23 protein-coding genes are annotated in these 21,497 nt (G+C 67.6%); 9 read left to right on the top strand and 14 right to left on the bottom strand.

Annotated elements, in window-relative coordinates; all coding sequences use genetic code 11:
* Positions 1-33: 33 nt before the first annotated feature.
* Positions 34-831: a hypothetical protein gene (locus YM304_RS10135; protein WP_015441589.1), complete on the top strand. Its 798-nt coding sequence runs from the start codon at positions 34-36 to the stop codon at positions 829-831.
* A gap of 416 nt (positions 832-1,247) precedes the next feature.
* Here YM304_RS10135 and YM304_RS10130 read toward each other — a convergent pair whose 3' ends face one another.
* Positions 1,248-1,448 carry a hypothetical protein gene (locus tag YM304_RS10130; RefSeq protein ID WP_015441588.1) on the bottom strand — a complete coding sequence of 67 codons (201 nt, stop codon included), beginning with the start codon at positions 1,446-1,448 and terminating at the stop codon, positions 1,248-1,250.
* Positions 1,449-1,690: 242 nt separating this feature from the next.
* Here YM304_RS10130 and YM304_RS10125 point away from each other — a divergent pair, with 242 nt between their 5' ends.
* Entirely contained in the window at positions 1,691-2,473 is a 783-nt protein-coding gene (locus YM304_RS10125) for a ParA family protein (protein ID WP_015441587.1), read from the top strand.
* Between the two features lie 45 nt (positions 2,474-2,518).
* Here YM304_RS10125 and YM304_RS10120 read toward each other — a convergent pair whose 3' ends face one another.
* Genes YM304_RS10120 through YM304_RS10105 form a run of 4 tightly spaced genes read right to left on the bottom strand, consistent with a single transcriptional unit; the run spans position 2,519 to position 5,079 of the window.
* On the bottom strand, positions 2,519-3,700 hold the full coding sequence (locus tag YM304_RS10120; protein ID WP_015441586.1) for a ribonuclease D: 1,182 nt from the start codon (positions 3,698-3,700) through the stop codon (positions 2,519-2,521).
* A complete protein-coding gene (locus YM304_RS10115; RefSeq protein ID WP_197536951.1) occupies positions 3,693-4,007 on the bottom strand; it encodes a rhodanese-like domain-containing protein in 315 nt (104 codons plus the stop codon). Before YM304_RS10115 ends, YM304_RS10120 begins: the two co-directional genes overlap by 8 nt.
* Before the next feature lie 53 nt (positions 4,008-4,060).
* Positions 4,061-4,624: a molybdenum cofactor guanylyltransferase gene (gene mobA / locus YM304_RS22380; protein WP_269448374.1), complete on the bottom strand. Its 564-nt coding sequence runs from the start codon at positions 4,622-4,624 to the stop codon at positions 4,061-4,063.
* Positions 4,625-4,647: 23 nt separating this feature from the next.
* Positions 4,648-5,079 (bottom strand): DUF3151 family protein, encoded by a 432-nt coding sequence (locus tag YM304_RS10105; protein ID WP_015441583.1) that lies wholly within the window; start codon positions 5,077-5,079, stop codon positions 4,648-4,650.
* A 241-nt stretch (positions 5,080-5,320) separates the two neighbouring features.
* Here YM304_RS10105 and YM304_RS10100 point away from each other — a divergent pair, with 241 nt between their 5' ends.
* Both YM304_RS10100 and YM304_RS10095 read left to right on the top strand, forming a co-directional pair.
* Positions 5,321-5,641, top strand: a complete 321-nt coding sequence (locus tag YM304_RS10100) for a hypothetical protein (RefSeq protein ID WP_154723397.1) — start codon at positions 5,321-5,323, stop codon at positions 5,639-5,641.
* Positions 5,638-6,837: an MFS transporter gene (locus YM304_RS10095; RefSeq protein WP_015441581.1), complete on the top strand. Its 1,200-nt coding sequence runs from the start codon at positions 5,638-5,640 to the stop codon at positions 6,835-6,837. The genes YM304_RS10100 and YM304_RS10095 overlap by 4 nt, the downstream gene beginning before the upstream one ends.
* On the opposite strand, the gene pyk is transcribed toward YM304_RS10095, so the two are convergent.
* The gene (pyk, locus tag YM304_RS10090) at positions 6,824-8,284 is read right to left on the bottom strand and encodes a pyruvate kinase (protein ID WP_015441580.1); all 1,461 of its coding nucleotides are present in this window, start codon (positions 8,282-8,284) and stop codon (positions 6,824-6,826) included. The two genes, YM304_RS10095 and pyk, sit on opposite strands and share 14 nt — an antisense overlap.
* Before the next feature lie 88 nt (positions 8,285-8,372).
* Here pyk and YM304_RS10085 point away from each other — a divergent pair, with 88 nt between their 5' ends.
* A complete protein-coding gene (locus YM304_RS10085) occupies positions 8,373-8,996 on the top strand; it encodes a histidine phosphatase family protein (RefSeq protein WP_015441579.1) in 624 nt (207 codons plus the stop codon).
* Positions 8,997-8,998: 2 nt separating this feature from the next.
* Entirely contained in the window at positions 8,999-10,270 is a 1,272-nt protein-coding gene (locus YM304_RS10080) for a M18 family aminopeptidase (protein WP_015441578.1), read from the top strand.
* A 218-nt stretch (positions 10,271-10,488) separates the two neighbouring features.
* Here the strand turns inward: YM304_RS10080 and YM304_RS22375 are convergent, their stop codons facing one another.
* The 3 genes from YM304_RS22375 to YM304_RS10065 are packed head-to-tail and all read right to left on the bottom strand — an operon-like array spanning position 10,489 to position 13,261.
* The gene (locus YM304_RS22375; RefSeq protein WP_015441577.1) at positions 10,489-11,163 is read right to left on the bottom strand and encodes a lysophospholipid acyltransferase family protein; all 675 of its coding nucleotides are present in this window, start codon (positions 11,161-11,163) and stop codon (positions 10,489-10,491) included.
* Positions 11,160-11,831 (bottom strand): (d)CMP kinase, encoded by a 672-nt coding sequence (cmk, locus tag YM304_RS10070; RefSeq protein WP_015441576.1) that lies wholly within the window; start codon positions 11,829-11,831, stop codon positions 11,160-11,162. Before cmk ends, YM304_RS22375 begins: the two co-directional genes overlap by 4 nt.
* Positions 11,828-13,261 (bottom strand): GuaB1 family IMP dehydrogenase-related protein, encoded by a 1,434-nt coding sequence (locus YM304_RS10065; protein ID WP_015441575.1) that lies wholly within the window; start codon positions 13,259-13,261, stop codon positions 11,828-11,830. The genes cmk and YM304_RS10065 overlap by 4 nt, the downstream gene beginning before the upstream one ends.
* 133 nt (positions 13,262-13,394) lie before the next feature.
* Here YM304_RS10065 and YM304_RS10060 point away from each other — a divergent pair, with 133 nt between their 5' ends.
* Together YM304_RS10060 and YM304_RS10055 are read left to right on the top strand one after the other, a co-directional pair.
* Positions 13,395-14,093: an alpha/beta fold hydrolase gene (locus YM304_RS10060; RefSeq protein ID WP_015441574.1), complete on the top strand. Its 699-nt coding sequence runs from the start codon at positions 13,395-13,397 to the stop codon at positions 14,091-14,093.
* Between the two features lie 40 nt (positions 14,094-14,133).
* The gene (locus tag YM304_RS10055; RefSeq protein WP_015441573.1) at positions 14,134-15,051 is read left to right on the top strand and encodes an L-threonylcarbamoyladenylate synthase; all 918 of its coding nucleotides are present in this window, start codon (positions 14,134-14,136) and stop codon (positions 15,049-15,051) included.
* Between the two features lie 19 nt (positions 15,052-15,070).
* Here the strand turns inward: YM304_RS10055 and YM304_RS10050 are convergent, their stop codons facing one another.
* The 4 genes from YM304_RS10050 to YM304_RS10035 are packed head-to-tail and all read right to left on the bottom strand — an operon-like array spanning position 15,071 to position 18,574.
* Positions 15,071-15,658: a J domain-containing protein gene (locus tag YM304_RS10050; RefSeq protein ID WP_015441572.1), complete on the bottom strand. Its 588-nt coding sequence runs from the start codon at positions 15,656-15,658 to the stop codon at positions 15,071-15,073.
* Positions 15,655-17,046, bottom strand: a complete 1,392-nt coding sequence (gene xylB, locus YM304_RS10045; RefSeq protein ID WP_015441571.1) for a xylulokinase — start codon at positions 17,044-17,046, stop codon at positions 15,655-15,657. The genes YM304_RS10050 and xylB overlap by 4 nt, the downstream gene beginning before the upstream one ends.
* The gene (locus YM304_RS10040) at positions 17,043-17,696 is read right to left on the bottom strand and encodes a nitroreductase family protein (protein ID WP_015441570.1); all 654 of its coding nucleotides are present in this window, start codon (positions 17,694-17,696) and stop codon (positions 17,043-17,045) included. Before YM304_RS10040 ends, xylB begins: the two co-directional genes overlap by 4 nt.
* Positions 17,696-18,574, bottom strand: a complete 879-nt coding sequence (locus tag YM304_RS10035; RefSeq protein WP_015441569.1) for an enoyl-CoA hydratase/isomerase family protein — start codon at positions 18,572-18,574, stop codon at positions 17,696-17,698. Before YM304_RS10035 ends, YM304_RS10040 begins: the two co-directional genes overlap by 1 nt.
* Positions 18,575-18,681: 107 nt before the next feature.
* On the opposite strand from YM304_RS10035, the gene YM304_RS10030 reads away from it, so the two are divergent.
* Positions 18,682-20,094 carry an ABC transporter substrate-binding protein gene (locus tag YM304_RS10030; protein ID WP_154723396.1) on the top strand — a complete coding sequence of 471 codons (1,413 nt, stop codon included), beginning with the start codon at positions 18,682-18,684 and terminating at the stop codon, positions 20,092-20,094.
* Positions 20,095-20,266: 172 nt separating this feature from the next.
* On the opposite strand, the gene YM304_RS10025 is transcribed toward YM304_RS10030, so the two are convergent.
* The gene (locus YM304_RS10025) at positions 20,267-21,490 is read right to left on the bottom strand and encodes a pyridoxal phosphate-dependent aminotransferase (RefSeq protein ID WP_015441567.1); all 1,224 of its coding nucleotides are present in this window, start codon (positions 21,488-21,490) and stop codon (positions 20,267-20,269) included.
* Positions 21,491-21,497: the final 7 nt, after the last annotated feature.

Raw genomic sequence — 21,497 nt, 5'->3', positions numbered from 1 at the left:
CCGGTCGCCCGCTGAGCGCTAGGTTGCCGCATCGTGAGCGCCCCACCACCCCCCGACGATCTGCACGAGTGGATCTCGTTCGAGGACCCCGACGAGCACCGCACCTGGGTGTTCGACGCCACCTACCTCCGCTCGAACTACATGTGCATCTACGGATGCGGCTGCAAAGGCATCCTCGACGAACCGGCACCCGAACTCCAACAGGGTTGCTGCAGCTACGGCGCACACTTCGTCGACGCCGACGACCTCAAGAACGTCGAGGCCCACGCCGAGCGGGTTCGCCCCGAACACATGCAGTTCTTCTCGAAGATGGCGAAGAAGGGGTTCACCAAACAAGGTGACCTCGACAGCGACGGCGAACCGACCATCGCGACCCGCCTCGTCGACGACGCCTGCATCTTCCTCAACCGCCCCGGATTCGACGGCGGCGTCGGCTGCGCGCTCCACATCGCCGCCGTCGACGCCGGCGAACGGCCCCTCGACTGGAAACCCCAGGTCTGCTGGCAAGTACCGCTGCGGCTCGAACACTCCGAAGACGAATCCGGCCACGTCACCTCACGCCTCCGCGAATGGAAACGACGCGACTGGGGCGAAGGCGGCGACGACTTCGGCTGGTGGTGCACCGAAGAACCCGACGCCTTCATCGGCAAGGAACCGCTCTACATCAGCGCCAAAGACGACATCATCGAACTCGTCGGCGCCGGCATCTACGCCACCATGGCCGCCCAACTCGCCCGCACCGAATGGGTCCCACTCCCCCACCCGGCTGTGAAATCGACTGTTGGTAGATCGCACGTCGCGGACGCCGAAGGCACCCGACGCGCGACCTGAGTCGCGGTGCCATCCCAACGGCACCCGGCGCGCGACCGAAACGTCGACTGTTGGTAGATCCCACGTCGCGGACGCAGAAGGCACCTGACGCGCGACCTGAGTCGCGGTGACATCCCAACGGCACCCGGCGCGCGACCGAAACGTCGGCTGTTCGTAGATCCCACGTCGCGGACGCCGAAGGCACCGAGCGCGCGACCTGAGTCGCGGTGACATCCCAACGGCACCTGACGCTCGGCGTGAGTCGCAGCTACATCGCAGACGGATCTGACGCGCTACTGCCTGCTTGCTCCTTGGGCGACCTGGTTATTTCCATCCGGGATGGGAATAACCAGGTGCAGCACAAAGCAGCGGTTCACGTGCAGTGATGATGGCTTTCACGTCGGCGACGGGAGATCTGCCGACCGTCGATGTATCGGTCAGTCGACGAGTTCGTCTTCTTCGTCGTCGTCGAACGTGACGCCGTACTTCTCCGCCAGTGCGGCGTACTCGTCGTCGCCGTCATCGTCGTCGTCATCGGACGCGTATTCGCGATCGCCAAACCCGAGATCAAAGGCTCCCGGGCCGGATTGCTTGAGTTTTCTCGCCTCTTCGAAACGGCGATGCCGACCCTTCTTCACGACAGGGCTCCCATGACTCTAGAAAAGCTTACATTGAGCTACATCGTAGCGCTTCAAGCTGGTACTTCGCGGTCCGCGCCCGAACAATGATCCGAAAAACCATCGGAGCATCAACACGTCACCACATCGCTGTTCACCTCGACCGCCGGGTGTGTCACGATGAGTGCAACCGAGCGCATCAGCCCTGACAACAGGGCCGATCCGGTGCGCTCCCGACCACGCCCGAGGGAAGAAACCACGCCATGACCGACCGCACAGTTGCCGTCCTGAACCAGAAGGGCGGCGTCGGCAAGACAACGGTCACACTCGGTCTGGCGTCAGCGGCGATGTCCGCAGGACGCCGTGTCCTCGTCATCGATCTCGACCCGCAGGGCTCGAGCAGTTGGGTCCTCGGCGTCGATCCCGAGACCGCAGTCGTCTCCGTCGGCGATGTGCTCGCCGCCAAACCCAAATCGGGCGCACTCCTCGACGCCATCGTCGTGTCGGAATGGAGTGACCTGATCGACGTCGTCCCGGCGCGGCCCGATCAACAACAACTCGAAGACGGCACCGCGACCCGCTTGGCCAAGGTCCTGGCCAAGTCGGCCGCAGCGCTCGACGAGTACGAAGCGATCCTCATCGACTGCCCTCCATCACTCGGCAACCTCACGACCAATGCGCTCGCCGCCGCCCGCCATGCGCTGATCGTGGTCGAACCGTCGGCACTCGGCTTGCGAGGCATCGGCGGCGTCGCCGACGTCATCGACTCGGTCTGGGACCTCCACAACCCCGACCTCGAGCTGTCGGGAGTCGTGCTCAACCGAGTCCCGGCGGTGTCGAACGAAGCCGAACGGCGGATCGACGAACTCGGCCGCATCGTCGGCAAATCAGCGATCTGGCAACCGCCGATCCCACAGCGGGTCGTGTTCAACCAGGCCGTCGGCGAACGACGCCCGATCCACTCGTACGGACGTCGAGCGAGCGATGCGACCGAGGTGTTCGACCGGCTCTGGGCCACCATGCGGCGAACCCTCCGGAGCCGCTGACGCTGACGCTGCCGCTTCCCGCGTCCGCTGCGCCGAGTGGCCGGGTCAGACCGGCATCAGCTTGAGTCGGCCCTCCGGGTCGAACGTCAACCCGGCCTTGCCGCTCACCAGTTGCTTGATGCCGTCGCCGAGCATCTCGGCGCGCCAGCCGGACGCGAGGCGCGCATCGTCGTCGTCACGCAGCAGCGCCACGATGTCGGCACGCGTGGCGAGCAGAACGTTGTCGATCTTCTCGTCGCGAGCGAGCTGGCCGACCCACGCAGAGATGAGCGTGATCGCCGGACGGAGATTGCGATCGAGATCGTCGGATGACCGAGGCGCCTCGGGTGGCTCGGCCTCACGGCCGGCCTTGACCGCTTCGAGGATCTCGTCGGCGATGCCACCGCGAGTGTGTCGATCGTCGACACCGCGCGCCTGCTTCAGCTCCTTGAGCGACGACGGCGCACGCTGCGAGATGCCGAGGATCGCCAAGTCGGGCAGCACCTGCCGCACCGGAATGTCGGTTCGCATCGCGCGTCGTTCGCGCCACGCGGCGACGGCCTGAGCGACCGCACGGCCCTTGGGCCGCATCGACCGCGAGTCCTTGAGCTTCAGCCAGGCGTCTTCGGGAGCTGCACCGCTGACCGGTTTGGTTCGGAGCTCCTCGCACGCCGCCTCGGCCCACGTGACGCGGCCGCGCTCCTCGAGCTTGGCCAGCAGCAGATCGTGCACTTCGAGCAGGTACTCGACGTCGGCCGCGGCGTACTGCTTCTGCGCTTCGGTCAACGGGCGACGGAGCCAGTCGGTCAATCGGTCGCCCTTGGCCGGCGTGATGCCGATCTCGCCCTGCAGCAGCGACACCAGCGACGGTGTGCCGTAGCCGACGAACCCGCCGGCCAGCTGTGTGTCGAACATCCGAGCGGGAACCGAGCCCACCGCGTGGGTCAACACGTCGAGGTCTTGCTGCGCCGCATGGATCACACACAACGCCTCGGTCGAGAACAACCGGGCGAACCCGGCGACATCGACCGCGAGCGGGTCGATCAGCACCGACTCCTGGCCCGAACCGTCGGCGCGCTGCCAGGCGACCTGTACGAGCGCGAGCTTCGGGTAGTACGTGCGCTCACGGTGGAACTCGGTGTCGAGGGCGTAGCGAGGCACCTCGACGAGCTCGTCGATGATCGCCTCGAACTCGTCCTGGTCGTCGATCCAGCGATAGTCGATCTCGTGCGGGGCCTGTTCACCCATGGACGTCGCTCACGATCTCGAAGCCGGCGTCGTGCCAGGCGAGCATCCCGCCGGCCACGTTGACGACCTCGTGACCGTTGGCTGCGGCGAACTCGCACGCACGGTGACTGCGGCCACCTGCCTTGCAGATGACGTACGTGGGTGAGCCGTCGAACTGGTCGAGGTGATCGGGGACGGTGCCCAGCGCCACGTGCGACGCATACGGCACCCTGGCCTCGGCCCACTCATGGTCCTCTCGGACGTCGATCAGTCGGACCGACGGACCGAGTGCTTTGAGGTCCGCCACGGAGATTTCTTCGATTGCCACGGCGGCCGACACTACTGGCAGGTCACGCGTCCGGCACGATGCGGTCATCGACGTCAGTCGAGGTCGCTGGGCGCGTTGACGTTGCGCAACGCGCCGGGGGCCACGTCGACGACCACGACGTGCAGGTCGTCGAGCAGACGGTGCGCGGCGCGGGTACCGGCATCGAACGCACTGGCGACCTGGGCGCCGACACCGATGGGCCAGTAGGCACACAATGGTTCGATGCGTTCGGTTCGGGCGACCGCCACGGCACCCGGCTGTCGCTGCGCAGCATCGATCAGCGCTCGCACGACCGTGTCGTCGAGGTCGGGCAGATCGCATGCCACCACCACGGCTCCGTCGACCGGCGTCTCGTCGTGTGCTCGCTGGGCGTCGCGCTCGGAGATCAGGCCGAGCAGACCGGCAACGGCACCGACCGGCCCCTCGCCGGGATGACGATCGGGTTCGACACGCACGCCGAGCGGCGCGAGCTCGTCGGCGTCTCCGCCGTACGCGAACACCGGATCACAGCCGGTCGAGCGCAGCGCATCGAGGACGCGACGACCCATCGGTCGCCCGTCGATCTCGACGAGCGCTTTCGTGCGCCCCATGCGCGAACTCTTGCCGCCTGCGAGCATCACCCCGGCGACGCGCACCGTCGTCAGCTCGGGATGCCGGACGGGTCGAGCTGCATCAGGAACTGGGCGCATCGCTCGGCTTCGTCGGTCTCGCCGATGACCGCAGCCATCTCGCCGAGACCCCGCAGCGAGCGGAGGAAGCCGTGATTGGTCGGCTCGGCCCAGCGGACGTAACCGGAGCCGCGCCAACCGCTGGCCCGGAGGGTGTCGAGGCCGCGGTGATAGCCGACTCGATACGCGGCGTAGCGCTCGATCGTGTCTCGCCCCAGGTCACCGAGCTCGGCCCACGCTGCGAGAAAACGTGGCGAGGCCGCCACCACCTCGGCGACGGCAGCACGCCGCTCGGACTCGGGTCGGGCGAGTGCGGCCTCCAACCGGGCGGCGTCGTCGGCATCGGGCGCCGGGATCACCGTCGTCGGGATTCCGCTGGAGAACTGGATCGGCTGGTCGCTCACCGCGCCGATCGTACTGCCGCGACCCGACGCACCCCCGCCGAGGTCCGCACCACCACCCCGTTTTGCCCCCGCAATCCGTCACGGATGACCGATCTGCGGGGCAGAACCTGGCGCGGCCGGCTTTGCCCCGCCAATCCGTCACGAATGACGGATCTGCGGGGCAAAACACTGCGTGCTGCGGTGTGGGGTGCGTCGGGGATGATCGCTGGTGCGGCGCGGCCGTCCCTCTACGATGCAGCGTGTGCTCGCTCTGACGCTCGACGCTGCCAAGAACCTCGCGATCGCCGTGGCGGTCGTGTTCGCGATCGGCTCGGTACTCGCCGCCTGGATCATGAAGACGATCATCCAGAAGGTCGCCACCGCGCTGGTGCTCGCCGTGCTGGCATTCGCCGTGTGGAGCCAGCGAGCGTCGCTGCAGGACTGCGCCGACAAGGTCAAGGACGCCTACGAGCGTGAAGGCACCAGCGTCACGTTCATCGACACCGACTGCTCGTTCTTCGGGGCGACGATCACCATCAGCGACCCGCGCTCCGACGATTCCCCCGCTGACGACGCCGGGTGACCGCCACCGCTGACGAGAGCGCTGCGCTCGCTGCCGCCGCACTGCCGAAGCTGACCCTCGGCAAGTGGATCGCCAACACGGCGCTGCGCTGGGTCCCTCCGTTTCTCCCCACCCTCGAGAAGGCCTTCGGGGCCTCGACGACCCAGTTGACGACGATTCTCGGCGCCAGCGAGATCGCCGGACTCTCGACGGTCGCCGTCGGCCGACACCTCGACCGCGGTCGCGAGCGCATCGTCCTGCTCGCCGGCCTGGTCGCTGTGATCGTGGCGTCGCTGGTCGCGCTCGTCGGCACCACGTTCACGTTCGCGATCGGATCGGTGCTGGTGATCATGGGCGTGGCCAACATCACCGTCGCCGGACACTCGTTCATCAGCAGCCGGGTCCCGTACGAGCGACGCGCCCGCACGATCGGCGTCTACGAGACCTCGTGGGCGCTCGCGCTGCTGATCGGGGCACCGATCATCGCCGTGCTGATCTCGATCTTCGGGTGGCGAGGCCCCTACGTCACGATCGCCGTGGTCGCTGCGATCGTCACGATCGTGGTCGCCCGCTCGGCGGCGATCACGCGGCCGCCACGGCCTGACGCCGGCGCCGACGAGGCACCGTCGATCGTGCCGCCACCCGGCAAGATCAGCGCGGTCACCGGACGCGCCTGGCTCACGATCGCCGGCGCCGCATTCGTGGCGATGGCCGGACTGTCGGTCTTCGCCATCTCCGGCAGTTGGCTCGACGATGCGTTCGGCGTGCCCACCGGAGGGCTCGGCGCGGTCGCCATGGGTTTCGGCGCCGTCGAACTCCTGTCGAGCCTGTCGTCGGCCGCGTTCGCCGACCGGATCGGCAAACTCCGCGGCACGGTGTCAGCGCTCATGCTGCTGATCGTCGGCGCCGTCGTGATGCTGTTGGCCGACTCGACCCTGTGGATCGGCGTGGTGGGCATCCTGCTGTTCCTGTGCGGGTTCGAGTTCGCGATCGTCACGTCGTTCTCGCTCGTCAGCGAAGCGATGCCGTCGGCGCGAGGCACCACGCTCGCCCTGTCGAACGGCATCGGCACCGTCGCACGCGGCACCGCCACCATCGTCGGTGGATGGCTCTACGGGATCCACGGCGTGAGCGGAACACTCACCCTGTCGATCGGTGCAGCGACGCTCTCGGCGATCGCCTTCACCGCCAGCCGCAGCCGGTTCAGTCGACCTTGACCAACCGCAACACGTCGGTCGCCGCCGACGTCGATCGGCTCAGCTCCCGATCTCCGTTGGCCGCACCGGCGAGCACGAGCACGGTGTCGCCGTGGTCGATCAGCTTGCGGAACAACGCCTTCTCGACGGCGAACCAGACCATCTCGTCGGTCGACTCGTAGGTCTCGACCTCGACGGGCTCGATCCCCCAGGTGAGCGACATCGTGCGCACCATCTTCGGGTCGGGTGACAGACCCACCATCAACGCGTCGGGGCGGAAGCGGGCCATGGCCCGCGCCGTGCGGCCGCTCTGCGTGCAGCACAGGATGGCCGCCGCGTCGCAGTCCATCGCTGCTTGCGACGCCGCATGCGACAGCGCCATCGTGATCTGCTGGTGAGCATCGTCGGAGCCGACCTCGTGCTCGCGCTGCATCCGGCCGAGGCGGTTGGCCCACTTCCGGTAGCTGGACTCGCACTCGGCGCGCGCCGCGACGAGCGCCATGGTCGTGACGACACCGACCGGGTCGCGGCCGATCGCCGTCTCGCCCGACAGCATCACCGCGTCGGTTCCGTCGAACACCGCGTTGGCCACGTCGCTGACCTCGGCGCGTGTGGGCGTGGGTGCGGTGATCATCGACTCGAGCATCTGCGTCGCCGTGATCACCGGCACACCTGCCTCGACACACGTACGGATGATCTTCTTCTGCAGATGCGGGACCTCGTCGAGCGGGCAGTCGATGCCGAGGTCTCCACGCGCCACCATCACCGCGTCGGACACGGCGATGATCTCGTCGAGACGGGCGACCGCCGTGGAGGTCTCGATCTTCGACACGAGCTGCGCTCGATCGCCGACGACGGCACGGACCTTCTCGACATCGATCGCCGCGGCGACGAACGACACGGCCATGAACTCGACGCCGGCCTGCGCCATCGTCTCGGCCAACACGAGGTCTTCCTCGGTCGGGGTCGAGACGCGCAGCGACTCCGACGGCAGGTGCACACCTGGCGACCCGCTCGCACGTGCGCCCGTCATCACCTCGGCGATGGCGGCGGTGTCGGTGACCTCGATGACCTTCATCGAGATCGCGCCGTCACCGAGCTGCACCATCGAGCCGGGCTTCACGTCATCGAGCAGTGTCTCGTACTCGACGTTGATGCACTCGGCCGTGCTCGGCTCACTGCCCGGAACCAGCCGCAACCGACTCCCGATCTCGAGCATGACGCCGCCCTCGGGGAAACGACCGCTGCGCACCTTCGGACCCGGGAGGTCGGCGAGGATCGCCGTCGGCCGACCGACCGCCGCTGCAGCCTCACGAACCAGCGACACCAACGCCACGTGGTCCTCGACGTCTCCGTGACTCAGATTGAGCCGGACCACGTCGACACCGGCCGAGATCAACGACCGGAGCGCCTCCGGCGAGTTGCTCGCCGGGCCGATCGTGGCGATGATCTTCGTCCGCCGCCTCACGACCGACCGCCGTCGGCGCGAAGGGTTCTCGAACCGATCGTCGCTCTGATCTTCGTTCTCGTCGTCATATCTGCTTGTCTATCGTTCGATGGAACTGTTACTGATCCGCCATGCCCTTCCCGTGAGAAAAGAACTGAAGGAGGGAATCGCCGACCCCGAACTGTCGGAGCACGGCCTCACACAGGCCGAGCACCTCGGGGTCTACCTGGCCGACGAGCACCTCGATGCCGTCTACGCCAGCTCGTTGCAACGAGCACAGCAGACCGCGATGCCCGTCGTGCGCGATCGTAACGTAGATCTCCTGATCGAGCCGGACGTCGCCGAGTACGACAAGGACAGCCCCGAATACGTACCCGTCGAAGAGCTCAAAGCCGCCAACGACCCACGGTGGCAACAGATGCTCGACGGCACCTGGGACCCGGGTGGTGAGAGCCACGACGACTTCCACGGCCGCACCGTCGGAGCGATCGAACGCATCGTCAACGAGCACCGCGGGCAACGCGTCGCCATCGTGTGCCATGGTGGCGTCATCAACGCCTACCTGAGCGAAGTGCTCGGACTGGGCACCGACCGACGAGGATTCTTCTACCCCAACTACACGTCGATCCACCGCATCGCCGCGGCGTCCACCGGCGAACGATCGATCGTGACCATCAACGAGACCAGTCATCTCCGTGGGACCGGACTCCCCATCGGGATGTTCCAAGGCTGACCATGACACACACCGACGACTCGATCGACGACCTCATCGCCTACCTCGACGCTTCACCGTCGCCGTGGCACGCGGTCGAATCGACCGTCGACCGACTCGCCGGGTTCGAACGACTCGACGAACACGACGACTGGGCCAACATCCCGGCCGCCGGCTACGTCGTTCGCGGCGGCGCCATCATCGCGTGGCGTCTCCCCGCCGAAGCGTCGCCCACCAGCGGGTTCCGGATCGCCGGTGCACACACCGATTCGCCGTGCCTGCGGGTCAAGCCGAACCCCGACGTGAACATGCTCGGCTGGAAGCAACTCGCCGTCGAGGTGTACGGCGGCATCCTCAACAACACGTGGCTCGACCGCGACCTCGGCGTGGCCGGACGTGTGGTCGCAGCCGACGGTACGGTCACGCTCGTCCAGGTCGACGAACCCATCGCTCGCGTTCCGCAGCTCGCCGTCCATCTCGATCGCGGCGTCAACACCGACGGGCTCAAGCTCGATCCGCAGATGCACCTCACTCCGGTCTGGGGTGTGGGCAGCGACATCACCAGCGGCGGCAGCGGAATCTTCGGCGACTGGATCGGCGCACGGGCCGAACTCGACACCGCTCCAGCGTGGTGGGAACTGTGCCTGTACGACGTGCAAGGCGCTGCACTCATCGGCGCCGACCGATCGATGCTCGCCTCCGGCCGCCTCGACAACCTCCTGTCGTGCTGGTCGGCGACTCGGGCGCTCGGCGACGCCGATCCGACCGAGCACATCGCCGTCGCCGTGTTCAACGACCACGAAGAGGTCGGCTCGTCATCGGCCACCGGCGCCCAGGGACCGTTTCTCGCCGTCGTGCTCGAACGACTGGTCACCGCACTCGGCGGCGACCGCAGCGACTACCACCGTGCCCTCGCTGCGTCGGCGTGCGTCTCGGCCGACAACGCTCATGCGGTACACCCCAACTACGTCGACCGGCACGAACCCGGCCACCTCCCGATGATCAACGCCGGCCCGGCGCTCAAGGTCAACGCCAACCAGCGCTACGCCACCAACGCCGAGACCGCCGCCCTGTTCCAACAGGCGTGCGACGACGCAGGCGTGCCCTGGCAGGTGTTCGTGTCACGCAACAACATGCCGTGTGGCTCCACCATCGGCCCCATCACGTCGACGCAACTCGGCATCGCCACCGTCGACGTCGGCGTCCCCCAACTCTCGATGCACTCCGCCCGTGAGCTCTGCGGCAGCGACGACCCGACCCACCTCGCGCGAGCCCTCACGGCCTTCCTCTCCTGACAGAGTTGATGACGTTGCTCCCGGAGCGATGTAACCAACTTTGGTCCCGACATTCCACAACCTGGTGACGTTGCTCCCGGAGCGACGTAACCAACTCTGGTCCGGACAATCCTCAACCTGGTTACGTTGCTCCCGGAGCGATGTAACCAACTTTGGTCCCGACAATTCTCAACCGGCGACGGCCGCCATGGTCTCAACCGGCGACGGCCGCCATGGTCTCAACCGGCGACGGCCTGGGCTTCGTCGAAGAGGCGTTGGAGTTCGGTGTGGAGGCGTTCGGTCGCATCGCGCAGCATCTCGCGAGACGCGCGGCCCTTGTCGTTCGTCTCCACCACGATCGGCTCACCGACGATGACGTGCACCTTGTGCGGAAACACGAACTTCGCGTGCCGCGGCATCACTTTCGCCGAGCCGCCGATCCCGATCGGATAGATCGGCACCCCCGCCTTCGCCGCCACGAACGTCGCCCCGTCGAACAACGGCTGGATGACCGGACCGTCCTTGCGTTCCCCCTCGGGATACAGCACCAGCGGTTCGCCGTCTCTCAACACCTCGACACAGCGCTTCAATGCCTCACGATCGGTCGTTCCACGACTCACCGGAAACGCACCCAACGCCGAGAACAGCTTGCCCAGCCGCTCGTACTTCCACATCGTGTCCTTGCCCATGAACCGCATCCGCCGCTTCGACACGTACCCCGAGATCGGCGTGTCGATGTAGCTGCGATGCACCGGAGCGAAGATGTACCCACCCGTCTCGGGGAGCCGGTCACGACCGTCGATCGACATCCGCGTGTACACGCGCGTCGCACCGCACACGATGAACCGCACGACGCGATAGAGCACGATGCTCCACCGGTCCATGCCGACGAAGCCGGTCTTCACCCGACTCATCGCACGGTCGACCGATCGTCAGCACCCTCCGCCGGCAGCATCGTGAGGATGTGAGCAACGACCTCGTCGATCGACATCCCGGTCGTGTCGACCGTGGTCGACCCATCGGCTTCGAGCAGCGGACTGTCGGAGCGGGTGGAGTCCTTGCGATCGCGTTCGATGATCGATGCCTCGACCTCGTCGACGTCGCCGCCGATCTCCGCGACACGACGCTCCGCCCGAATCCGTGGCGAGGCCGTGACGAACAGCTTGAGGTCGGCGTCGGGGAACACGACCGACCCGATGTCACGCCCTTCGATCACACCGCCACCGTGCTCGAGTACCCACGACCGTTGACGGTCGACCATCTCGCTGCGCACGGCACTGTTGGCCGCCACCGCACTCACCGATCCCGTCACCTCGCGGCCGCGGATGTCGACCGTGGCATCGACACCGTCGACGAACACGCCGTCGTCGTCGATCACCAGATCGATCGCCTCGGCCACGCGAGCGACCTCGTCGGTCGCATGTGGATCGACGCCGCGCCGTAGCACGGCGAACGTGACCGCCCGGTACATGGCCCCCGTGTCGAGATACTCGAGGTCGAGCTGCGACGCGACCGCACGCCCGACCGTCGACTTGCCGGCACCCGCCGGACCATCGATCGCGATGACGAGTGCGCCGTTCACCAGCTCACCCCGAGCGGACGACCTTCGTCGTAGCCGGCGGCGCCCTGCACGCCCACCACGGCACGTTCGTGGAAGGCCGGCACCGAGTCGGCACCGGCATAGGTGCACGACGAGCGCAACCCGGCGACGATCTGGTCGATGATGTCTTCGACACCCGGTCGCTCCGGATCGACGTACATCCGCGACGTGCTGATCCCCTCCTCGAAGAGCTCCTTGCGCGCCCGATCGAACTCCGACTCCTCACGCGTGCGGTTCTTGACCGCCCGATTCGACGCCATCCCGAAACTCTCCTTGTACAGGCGTCCGTCGGGATCGCGCAGCGTGTCGGCAGCCGACTCGTACGTACCGGCCAACCACGAGCCGAGCATCACGCTCGCCGCTCCCCCGGCCAATGCCAACGCCACGTCGCGCGGGAACCGGACGCCACCGTCGGCCCAGATGTGCCCGCCGAGACGCGCCGCCTCCTCGGCGCAGTCGACGACCGCCGAGAACTGCGGTCGTCCGACGCCGGTCATCATGCGGGTGGTGCACATCGCGCCGGGTCCGACGCCGACCTTGACGATGTCGGCTCCCGCTTCGATCAACTGACGCGTGCCGTCCTTGGTGACGACGTTGCCCGCCACGATCTTCACGTCGGGGACGGCGGCACGAACCGCTTCGATCGCCGACAGCGTCCGCGTCTGGTGGCCGTGCGCCGTGTCGATCACCAGCACGTCGGCGCCCATCCAGGCGAGACGCTCGGCCCGCTGCCCCGGCTCCCCGTTGATTCCGACCGCCACGCCGACCATCAGACGTCCGTCGGCGTCGAGCGCCGGTTTGTAGATCGTCGAGCGCAACGCCCCCTTGCGGGTGATGACGCCGAGCAGTCGTTCGTCGTCGCCCACCACCGGGGCGACGTGCAACCGGCGCTTGCCGAGCTCGGCGTGGGCCGTCTCGGCGTCGACGTCGGGCGACAGGATGTGCAGCTTCGTCGACATCACGTGCTGCAACTGCGTGAAGCGATCGAACCCTTCGGCGTCCTTCTCGGTGAACACGCCGACCGGAACGCCGTCGTCGACGACGACCACCGCGCCGTGGGCACGCTTGTGGATGAGGCTCAGCGCATCGCCGATCGTGGCGTCGGGGGTGAGCTGGATCGGCGTGTCGAACACCGGGTGGGCACGTTTGACCGAGGCGATCACCTGCTCGACGACATCGAGCGGGATGTCTTGCGGCAGGATCGCGATGCCACCGCGCCGAGCCACCGTCTCGGCCATCCGACGACCGGCGACTGCCGTCATGTTGGCCACGACCAGGGGAATCGTCGTGCCGATCCCGTCGGGCGTGGTGAGGTCGACATCCATCCTCGATGGAACATCCGACAGGCTCGGGACCATGAAGACGTCGTTGTACGTCAGGTCGTAGCCGGGATTCGAGTGCAGCATGCGCATTTTTCTTCTCCGCCTCCGGCGGGTTCGTCGCCAGCCCCGAAGCGGGCCACCGACGTTGCGAAAGGCGCCCAGATGATAACGGGCCGCCACGGCCAGATCATGTTCGCTTCGCACCGCGCTCTACCCTGACGGCATGACGAAGGTGATGCTCGTACACGGCTGGGCCGGATCATTCGAAGCGACCTGGCAGCGCAACGGGTTCACCGCACTGCTCGAAGACGGCGGCAAGGACGTGATCGGCGTCGACATGCTCGGGCACGGCACGGCTCCCAAGCCACACGATCCCGACGCCTACGCCGACCTGACCGAGCGTCTGGTCGAGGCCCTCCCGCCCGGCGACGAGACCGTCGCGGCGATCGGCTTCTCGCTCGGAGCGATGACGTTGATCCGGACGGCCATCGCTCATCCACATCGTTTCGAGCGGCTCGTGCTCGCGGGCGTCGGACGCAACATCTTCGACCGTGACCACAGCGGAGCCCAGCAGATCTCCGAAGGTCTCGACGCGCTCATCGCCGGAGCCGACCCGGCGACGCTCGACCAATCGGCGCGCCTGTTCGCCCAGTACGCGCAACAGCCCGGCAACGACCTCGAAGCACTCGCCGCGGTCATGCGCCGCCCAGCCGGCACCGAGATCAGCCGTGACACGCTGACCGCGATCACCTGCCCCGTGCTGGTGGTGATCGGCGCCGACGACTTTGCCGCGCCGGGTGACGAACTCGCCGCCGCGTTCCCCGACGGGCGCTGCGTCACCCTGCCCAAGACCGATCACTTCGCCACGACCGAATCGTTCGGATTCTTCGACGCGGCACTCGAGTTCGTCGGCGCCGCCTGACCATCACGTCCACCCGGCCGCTTCCCACCTCGTTTCGCTCATGCTGACCGACGACATCGAACTCGCCGCCGCTGCGCTGCGCTCCGGCGGCCTCGTCGCCATGCCGACCGAGACCGTGTACGGACTCGCCGCCGATGCGACCGACCCCGCTGCGATCGCTCGCATCTTCTCGACGAAGGGCCGGCCGAGCGATCACCCGTTGATCGTTCACCTCGCGTCGCCCGACGACCTGCTGCGCTGGGCGCCAGACGCGTCGCCCGCCGCATGTGCCCTCGGCGCAGCGATGTGGCCCGGCCCCGTCACGATCATCGTGCCGCGCAGCGACCATCTGCCCGCCGAGGTGGCCGGCGGTCGAGACACCGTCGGGATCCGCGTACCGGCGCATCCGATGGCCCAGCGGCTGATCGCCGCAGCCGGCGTGCCGGTGGCAGCCCCGTCGGCGAACCGCTTCGGTGCGGTGAGTCCGACGACCGCACAGCACGTGCTCGACGATCTGGGCGAGCACCTCGTCGATGGCCGCGACCTCGTCCTCGACGGCGGAGCCTGCGAGGTCGGCGTCGAGAGCACCATCATCGACTGCACCGTCGATCCGCCGCAGGTGTTGCGGGCCGGGGCGATCACCACCGAGCAGGTCGCTGACATCATCGGATCGGATGTCGAGGGAGCGTCAGGCCCGGCTCGGGCCAGCGGGATGCTGGCGTCGCACTATGCACCGAACTGCCAGGTACGCCTCGTCGACTCCCCCGACGATGCGGCCGCGCTCGCGGCTGGAACCACGGGCAGCAGGATCCTCGACCACACCGACGATCTCGCCCGGTACGCACGCGACCTCTACCACGAACTCCGGCGTGCCGACGCCGACGGGGTGAGGGTGCTCATCGCCGTGCTTCCAGCGGCGAGCGGGCTCGGACACGCGATCATCGATCGACTCACCAAGGCCGCCGCTCCCCGCCCCTGATGGAGCAGCGTCGCGACGTTCAGAGGTCGGACCAGTCGAGCCCGTTGAGCGTTGCGACCCAGGCGTTGCGAACCGCTTCGATCGGCGGCAACGGCTCCGCACCAGCGCGAGCGATCGCCACGCTCACCGTCGACGCACCGGCGTCGGGCACGACGTCGAGTCGACACCAGCTCACGAGCGGTTCGCCGAGCAGGACGCTGAGCCCGTAGGGAGGATCGTCGTCCTCGACCTCTCCGAGCTCCGCCGCGGCGAGCAGCAGCGCTTCGAACGTCTCGACCGGCAGCGCCTCGACCGTGAACGACGGCGTGTCGATGCGCTGCCCCGACCAGTCGCGCTGCCAGTCGGTCGGGGCGTCGGTCGGGTCGCCGTGGTGATCGTTGCCGGTACCCGGCGGTGTCGGGTCTGACGCCTCGGTGCGAGCGCCGGCGCGCTCGCCGTCGGCGATCTGCACGAGCGCCGCTGCGGCCGCCGCATTGAGCGCCTGCATCTCGGAGCGTTTCCCGCCCGCGTCGGGATGGACGTGCTTCGCCATTTGCCGGCGGGCGCGCCGAACGTCGTCGGCCGTCGCCGACCGATCGAGGCCGAGTTCGCGGAACGGGTCGGTCATCGGTCTCGAAGTGTCGCGTATCGAAGTCGCACGTCGCCACCGTCGACGCCGCTGATCACCGTGCCCTCGCCCAGACCCCATCGCTGCTGGATCGCGCGGTGATCGCACTGTTCGAGCACCGCTGCGGCCTGCACGGCAGCCCCGGTCGCCACCGCCTGTTCGGCATCGCTCACCACGACGTCCATCGCCGTGAGCCCGGCCACGACCCGCTGCACCGCTCGAGACTTCGCTCCGCCACCGACGAGCACGAGTCGCCCGTCGAGCGCAGCGTGTGCCTGCAGTGCGTCGAGTCCGTCGAGCAGCCCGCAGACCACACCGTCGACGGCGGCGCGGGCGAACTGGGCGCGCGAGACGTCGGTGCGCATCCCGTCGATCATGCCGGTCGCCTCGGGGCGGTACGGCGTGCGTTCGCCATCGAAGTACGGCAGCACGATCGGACCACCCGGTTCGGCGGCGAGCGCGAGGTCGTCGAACTCGGCGTGGTCGACGCCGAGGAGTCGGCGGACGGCGTCGAGCACCTTCGTGGCGTTCGACGTGCACACGAGCGGCAGGTACCGACCGGTCGCGTCGGCGAACCCCGCCACGGCTCCCGACGGATCGGCCGCGGGTGTGGAGCTCGTGGCGAAGACCGCGCCCGACGTACCGAACGACATGACGGCATCGCCGGGGCCGAGTCCGACGCCGAGTGCTGCCGCCATGTTGTCGCCGCTCCCCGGCGCCACGACGGCGCCGTTCCACAGGCCAGCGCGGTCCATCGACCCGAGCACCTCGGGAACGACCTCGGGCCACGCCACGTCGGCGTCGACGAGGTCGAGCAGGTCCCATCGGTACGACTCGGTGGCCGGCGACCAGTAGCCGGTGCCCGATGCATCGCCCCGGTCGGTCGTGAATCCGCCGGTCAGGCGGTGGGTGAGGTAGTCGTGCGGCAACACGACACGGGCGAGTCGCCGCCACGCGTCGGGGTGTGTTCGGTGCAGCCACGAGAGTTTGGTGATGGTGAAGGCCGCGACCGGCACGCTGCCCACCGCGTCGGCCCACGTCGCCGGCGAGCCGAGCTGATCGATCAACCAGGCGGCGTCGTCGCTCGACTCGGTGTCGTTCCAGAGCTTCGCCCGACACACCGGTTGGTCGTCGGCGTCGAGCACCACCATCCCGTGCTGCTGCCCGCCGACGCTGATCGCTGCGACCTGCGGAGACCCGGCCTGCGCCCATGCCGCCTCGAACGCGGCGAACCACGAGCGTGGATCCTGCTCGCTGCACGGTGGGGTCACGACGGGGTGTGGTGCCGACCCGGACGCGACGACGGCTCCGGTCACGAGATCCCGCACCTCGACCTTGGTCGACTGGGTCGACGAATCGACACCGGCGACCAGCGTCGCCGCCGTCATGATCGCAACTGGTCGCCCGTGACCGGATCGTCCCAGTCAGGGTGCGCTCCCCAGCGGTCGACGTAGGTGACCTCGCGTACCGGCTTGCGTTTCAGCGGTCCGTGGCGCCCCGCCGGCACCCCGAGTGTGATGCACGCCGACAGCGCCACGTGCTCCTGGATGTCGAGCGTGTCTCGCAGTTCGTCTTCGACCATGAGGTGCCACATCGTGAGCGCACCGCCGTAGCCGTGTGCGCGGGCGGCGAGCAACAGGTTCTGGCACGCCGGGTAGACCGACGCTCCTTCGTGGAGGTCTGGTTCGCGGTACCGGTCGAGGCAGACGAGCACGACGACGGGAATCTGCTCGAACCCGTCGACGTACGCCTGCATCGAGTCGGCGAAGCGGCTCGGCTTGTAGCCGTCGCCCTCGCGCTTCGCGTTCCAACCCTTCCGGAACGCCGCGCCGAGGATCGACTTCGCCGCGGTCGCTCCCGGCCCGTCGGTGAGCGCGAGGAACCGAAATCGCTGTCGATTGGACCCGGACGGGGCCCGACCCGCGTACCAGAGGATGCTGCGCAGGTCGTCGGCGGCGACCGGTTCATCGGTGTAGCGGCGTATGGCCCTGGTCGTCGCCAGGCCGTCGAGCAGCGAGACGTGTTCGGGCGTCGGCATCAGCGCCCGGTGAACTCGGGCTGTCGCTTCTCCATGAACGCCGTGACGCCTTCGGTGAAGTCGTCGGTCTTGAGCAGCGGGAGCAGTTGCAGGAAGACGTGATGGACGTTCTGCTCGAACGTCTCGGTCTCGGCGGCGCGCATCATCCGCTTGATCGCCCGGACGGCGAGCGGAGCGTTGGCGGCGATCTCGGCGGCCATCTCCTCCGCCCGCTTGACGAGCTCGGATGCCGGCACCACGTGGTTGACGAGGCCCAGCTCGAGCGCTTCGTCGGCGAGCAGGGTGCGACCGGTGAACGCGATCTCGGCGGCGCGGGCGTAGCCGACCATGCGCGGCAGCAGCCACGTGCCGCCGCTCTCGGGAAGGATGCCGCGCTTGGCGAAACCGGGCGCCAGTTTGGCGGTGTCGGCAGCGATGCGGATGTCGCAGTTGAGGGCGAGGTCGAGGCCGTAACCCGCCGCACCACCGTTGAGGGCGCAGATCGTCGGTGTGTCGAGTGCGTGCATCACGATCGGCGGGGCATCGCGCAGCTCGAACTCACCGGGCGTCGCTTCGACACTGCCGAGGTTTCCGAGCCCGCCCTTCGGACCGGCCATCTGCGCCTGCATGTCGAGCCCAGCGCAGAATGCCCGCCCTTCGCCCGTGAGCACGATGCAGCGAACGTCGCGATCGCGGTCGGCGTCGAGCATGCGGGCGCTGATGTCGCGGAGCATCGTCGACGAGATCGTGTTCATCCGTTCCGGGGCATCGAGCGTGATCCAGGCGACGTGATCGACCACCTCATAGCGCACTTCGGTGCGCGAATCGGCATCGGAGGTCCCGGTTTGCGCCTGACCGGCTCCGGTTTCGCGGACATTGTCGGAATTGGTCGAATCCATGAACTGACCGTAGTGCGTGGCGTGGCCTGCTTTCGATGCGTAGTATTCGGTTCACCTGATACGTGGAGGCAATCCCGCCACCACCTTGATAGGGGGAGAAAAACAACATGCAGAAAGCACGCGTGAAGCGCGTTGGCGCGCTGCTCGTCGGTCTCTCGCTCACCGCAGCCGCTTGTGGCAGCGATGACGAGCCCGCCGAGGAGACGCCGACGACCGAAGCCGAGGCACCCGCTGAGGAGCCGGCTGAGGAAGAGGCACCCGCCGAAGAAGAAGCCATGGAAGAAGAAGCCATGGAAGAAGAGGCTCCGGCCGAAGAAGAAGCCATGGAAGAAGAAGCCATGGAAGAAGAGGCTCCTGCAGAAGAAGAAGCTGCAGCAGGCTCGGGCGACGGCGTCCTCCGCATCGGCGGCATCCTTCCCGAGACCGGCAACCTCGCCTTCCTCGGCCCACCGGAGATCGCGGGCGTGAACCTCGCCGTCGCCGAGATCAACGCCGCTGGCGGTGTCCTCGGAAACGACGTCGAGTACCTCCCGGGTGACTCGGGCGACAACGGTGAAGTGGCCAACGCCACGGTCGACCGTCTGCTCGCCGAAGACGTCGACGCATTCATCGGTGCCGCGAGCTCCGGTGTGTCGTTCACCGTCATCGACAAGATCACCCAGGCTGGCAAGATTCACTTCTCGCCCGCCAACACGTCACCGAACTTCACCGACTACGACGACAACGATCTGTACTTCCGTACCGCTCCGTCCGACGTGATCCAGGGTGCGGCGCTCGCCGACATCATGATCGCCGACGGCGCAGCCACGGTCGGCTACCTCGTCCTCAACGACGCCTACGGCCTCGGTCTCCTCGAATTCTCGAAGGGCCCGTACACCGACCAGGGCGGCGAAGTCGTCTCGGAGCAGATCTACGATCCGAAGGCTGAGAACTTCGACGCCGAAGTCGGAGCGATCATCGCTGCGGCTCCCGACGCCGTTGTCGTCATCGGCTTCGAGGAGACCTCGAAGATCCTGACCAGCCTGTTCGAGGGCGGCATCTCTGCCGACCAGATCTACGGCACCGACGGCAACATGGGCAACGCCCTTGCTGCGAACTTCGATGACCCGTCCGTGGTCGCAGGCATGAAGGGCACCCTCCCGGGTGTCGACGTGTCGGCGCTCGCTGACTTCCAGGCCGCTCTCCTCGAGACCGACCCGGAACTCATCGACTTCTCGTACTCGGCCGAGTCCTACGACGCGATCATCGTCATGGCGCTCGCTGCTGAGGCTGCCGGAAGCGACGACGGCGTTGCCGTCGGCGCAGAGATCAACGAAGTGACCCGTGGTGGCGAGAAGTGCACCACGTTCGCTGCGTGCCTCGAGCTCCAGCAGGCCGGCACCGACATCGACTACGACGGTGTGTCGGGTGACCTCGACTTCATCGACGCAGGCGAGCCCTCGGTTGCTTCGATCCTGACCGTCGAATTCGACGAGAACGGTGAACTCCAGGTCATCGGCTCCGTCTTCGGCGCTCTCTGATCTGAGAACACCTCGCTGAGTTCGCTCAGCACCTGAATAACGGAATGGCCCGGAGCTTCGGCTCCGGGCCATTCTGCTTTTCACACCACCAACAGTCATCCGGTGTCAGACACCGTCATTCGGTGTCAGACACCGAATGACGCGCTTCGATCGTCCTGGCCGACCCTCCCCGTCATTCGGTGTCTGACACCGGATGACGCACGTCGGCGGCGGCGGTGGCGATGCGGGTGAGGGCGTCGGCGATCACGTTGTCGGCCGATGCGGTCGAGATGCGCACGTAGGGCGACAGGCCGTACGCCGCTCCTGGCACGGTGGCCACGCCGACGTTGTCGAGCAGGTACGCCGCCACCGCCACGTCGTCGGCCAGCACCTCGCCTGCCGACGTGGTCGCTCCGATGAGGCGAGCGCAACCGAGGTAGGCGTAGAACGCTCCCCCGGGTGTCGCGAGGGTGAGCTCGTCGATGTCGGCGATCGCATCGACGACGAGGTCACGGCGTCGTTCGAACGCCGAGCGGAACTCGTCGATGTGCTGCTGCGGTCCGGTCAGCGCTTCCACCGCAGCCGCTTGGGCGACGGAGCACGCTCCCGACGTGATCTGTGACTGCACGGTGGTCATCGCGGCGATGAGGTGCGCCGGTCCGACCCCGTAGCCGATTCGCCAGCCGGTCATCGCGTACGCCTTCGACACGCCGTTGACCACGAGCGTGCGGTCGCGCAGCTCCGGGCATGCGGTGGAGAACGACACGAAACGCCGCTCGTCGAAGATGATGTGTTCGTAGATCTCGTCGGAGAGCACGCTCACCTGCGGGTGCTCGGCGAGCACGTCGCCGAACGCCCTGAGCTCGTCGTGGGAGTACACGACGCCGGTCGGGTTCGACGGGTGATTCAGGATCAGCCATCGTGAACATTCGGTGATCGCTTCCTCGAGTCGCTCCGGGGTGAGTGCGAATCCGTCGCGCTCCGGGCAGTCGACGGCGACCGTCGTGCCGCCGAGGAGCGCCGTCATGCTCTCGTACGAGCCGAAGTACGGCGCACACAACAACACCTCGTCGCGGGGTTCGAGCGTCGCCATCAACGCGTCGAAGATCACCTGCTTCGCACCGTTCGACACGATGACCTCGCCCGGCGCCACATCGATTCCGTGGTCACGTCGCATCTTGTCGATCACGGCGGCTTTGAGTGCCGGCGTCCCGCCGGTCGGTGGATATCTGGTGTCGCCCGCCTCGGCCGCCCTGGCCGCTGCAGCGACGATGTGCGCCGGCGTGTCGAAGTCGGGTTCACCGAGGCCGAGGTCGACGATGTCGTGACCGGCTGCGGCCAGCGACCGGGCCGCGGCGCTCACCGAGGCCGACGCCGACGGGACGACCGCTGCGAGACGACCGGCCAGCGAGGTCATCGCACTC

Source organism: Ilumatobacter coccineus YM16-304, from assembly GCF_000348785.1.
Classification (GTDB): domain Bacteria; phylum Actinomycetota; class Acidimicrobiia; order Acidimicrobiales; family Ilumatobacteraceae; genus Ilumatobacter_A; species Ilumatobacter_A coccineus.
The sequence above is the reverse complement of the archived record's forward strand: the minus strand, read 5'-3'. Positions and strand labels throughout refer to the sequence as shown.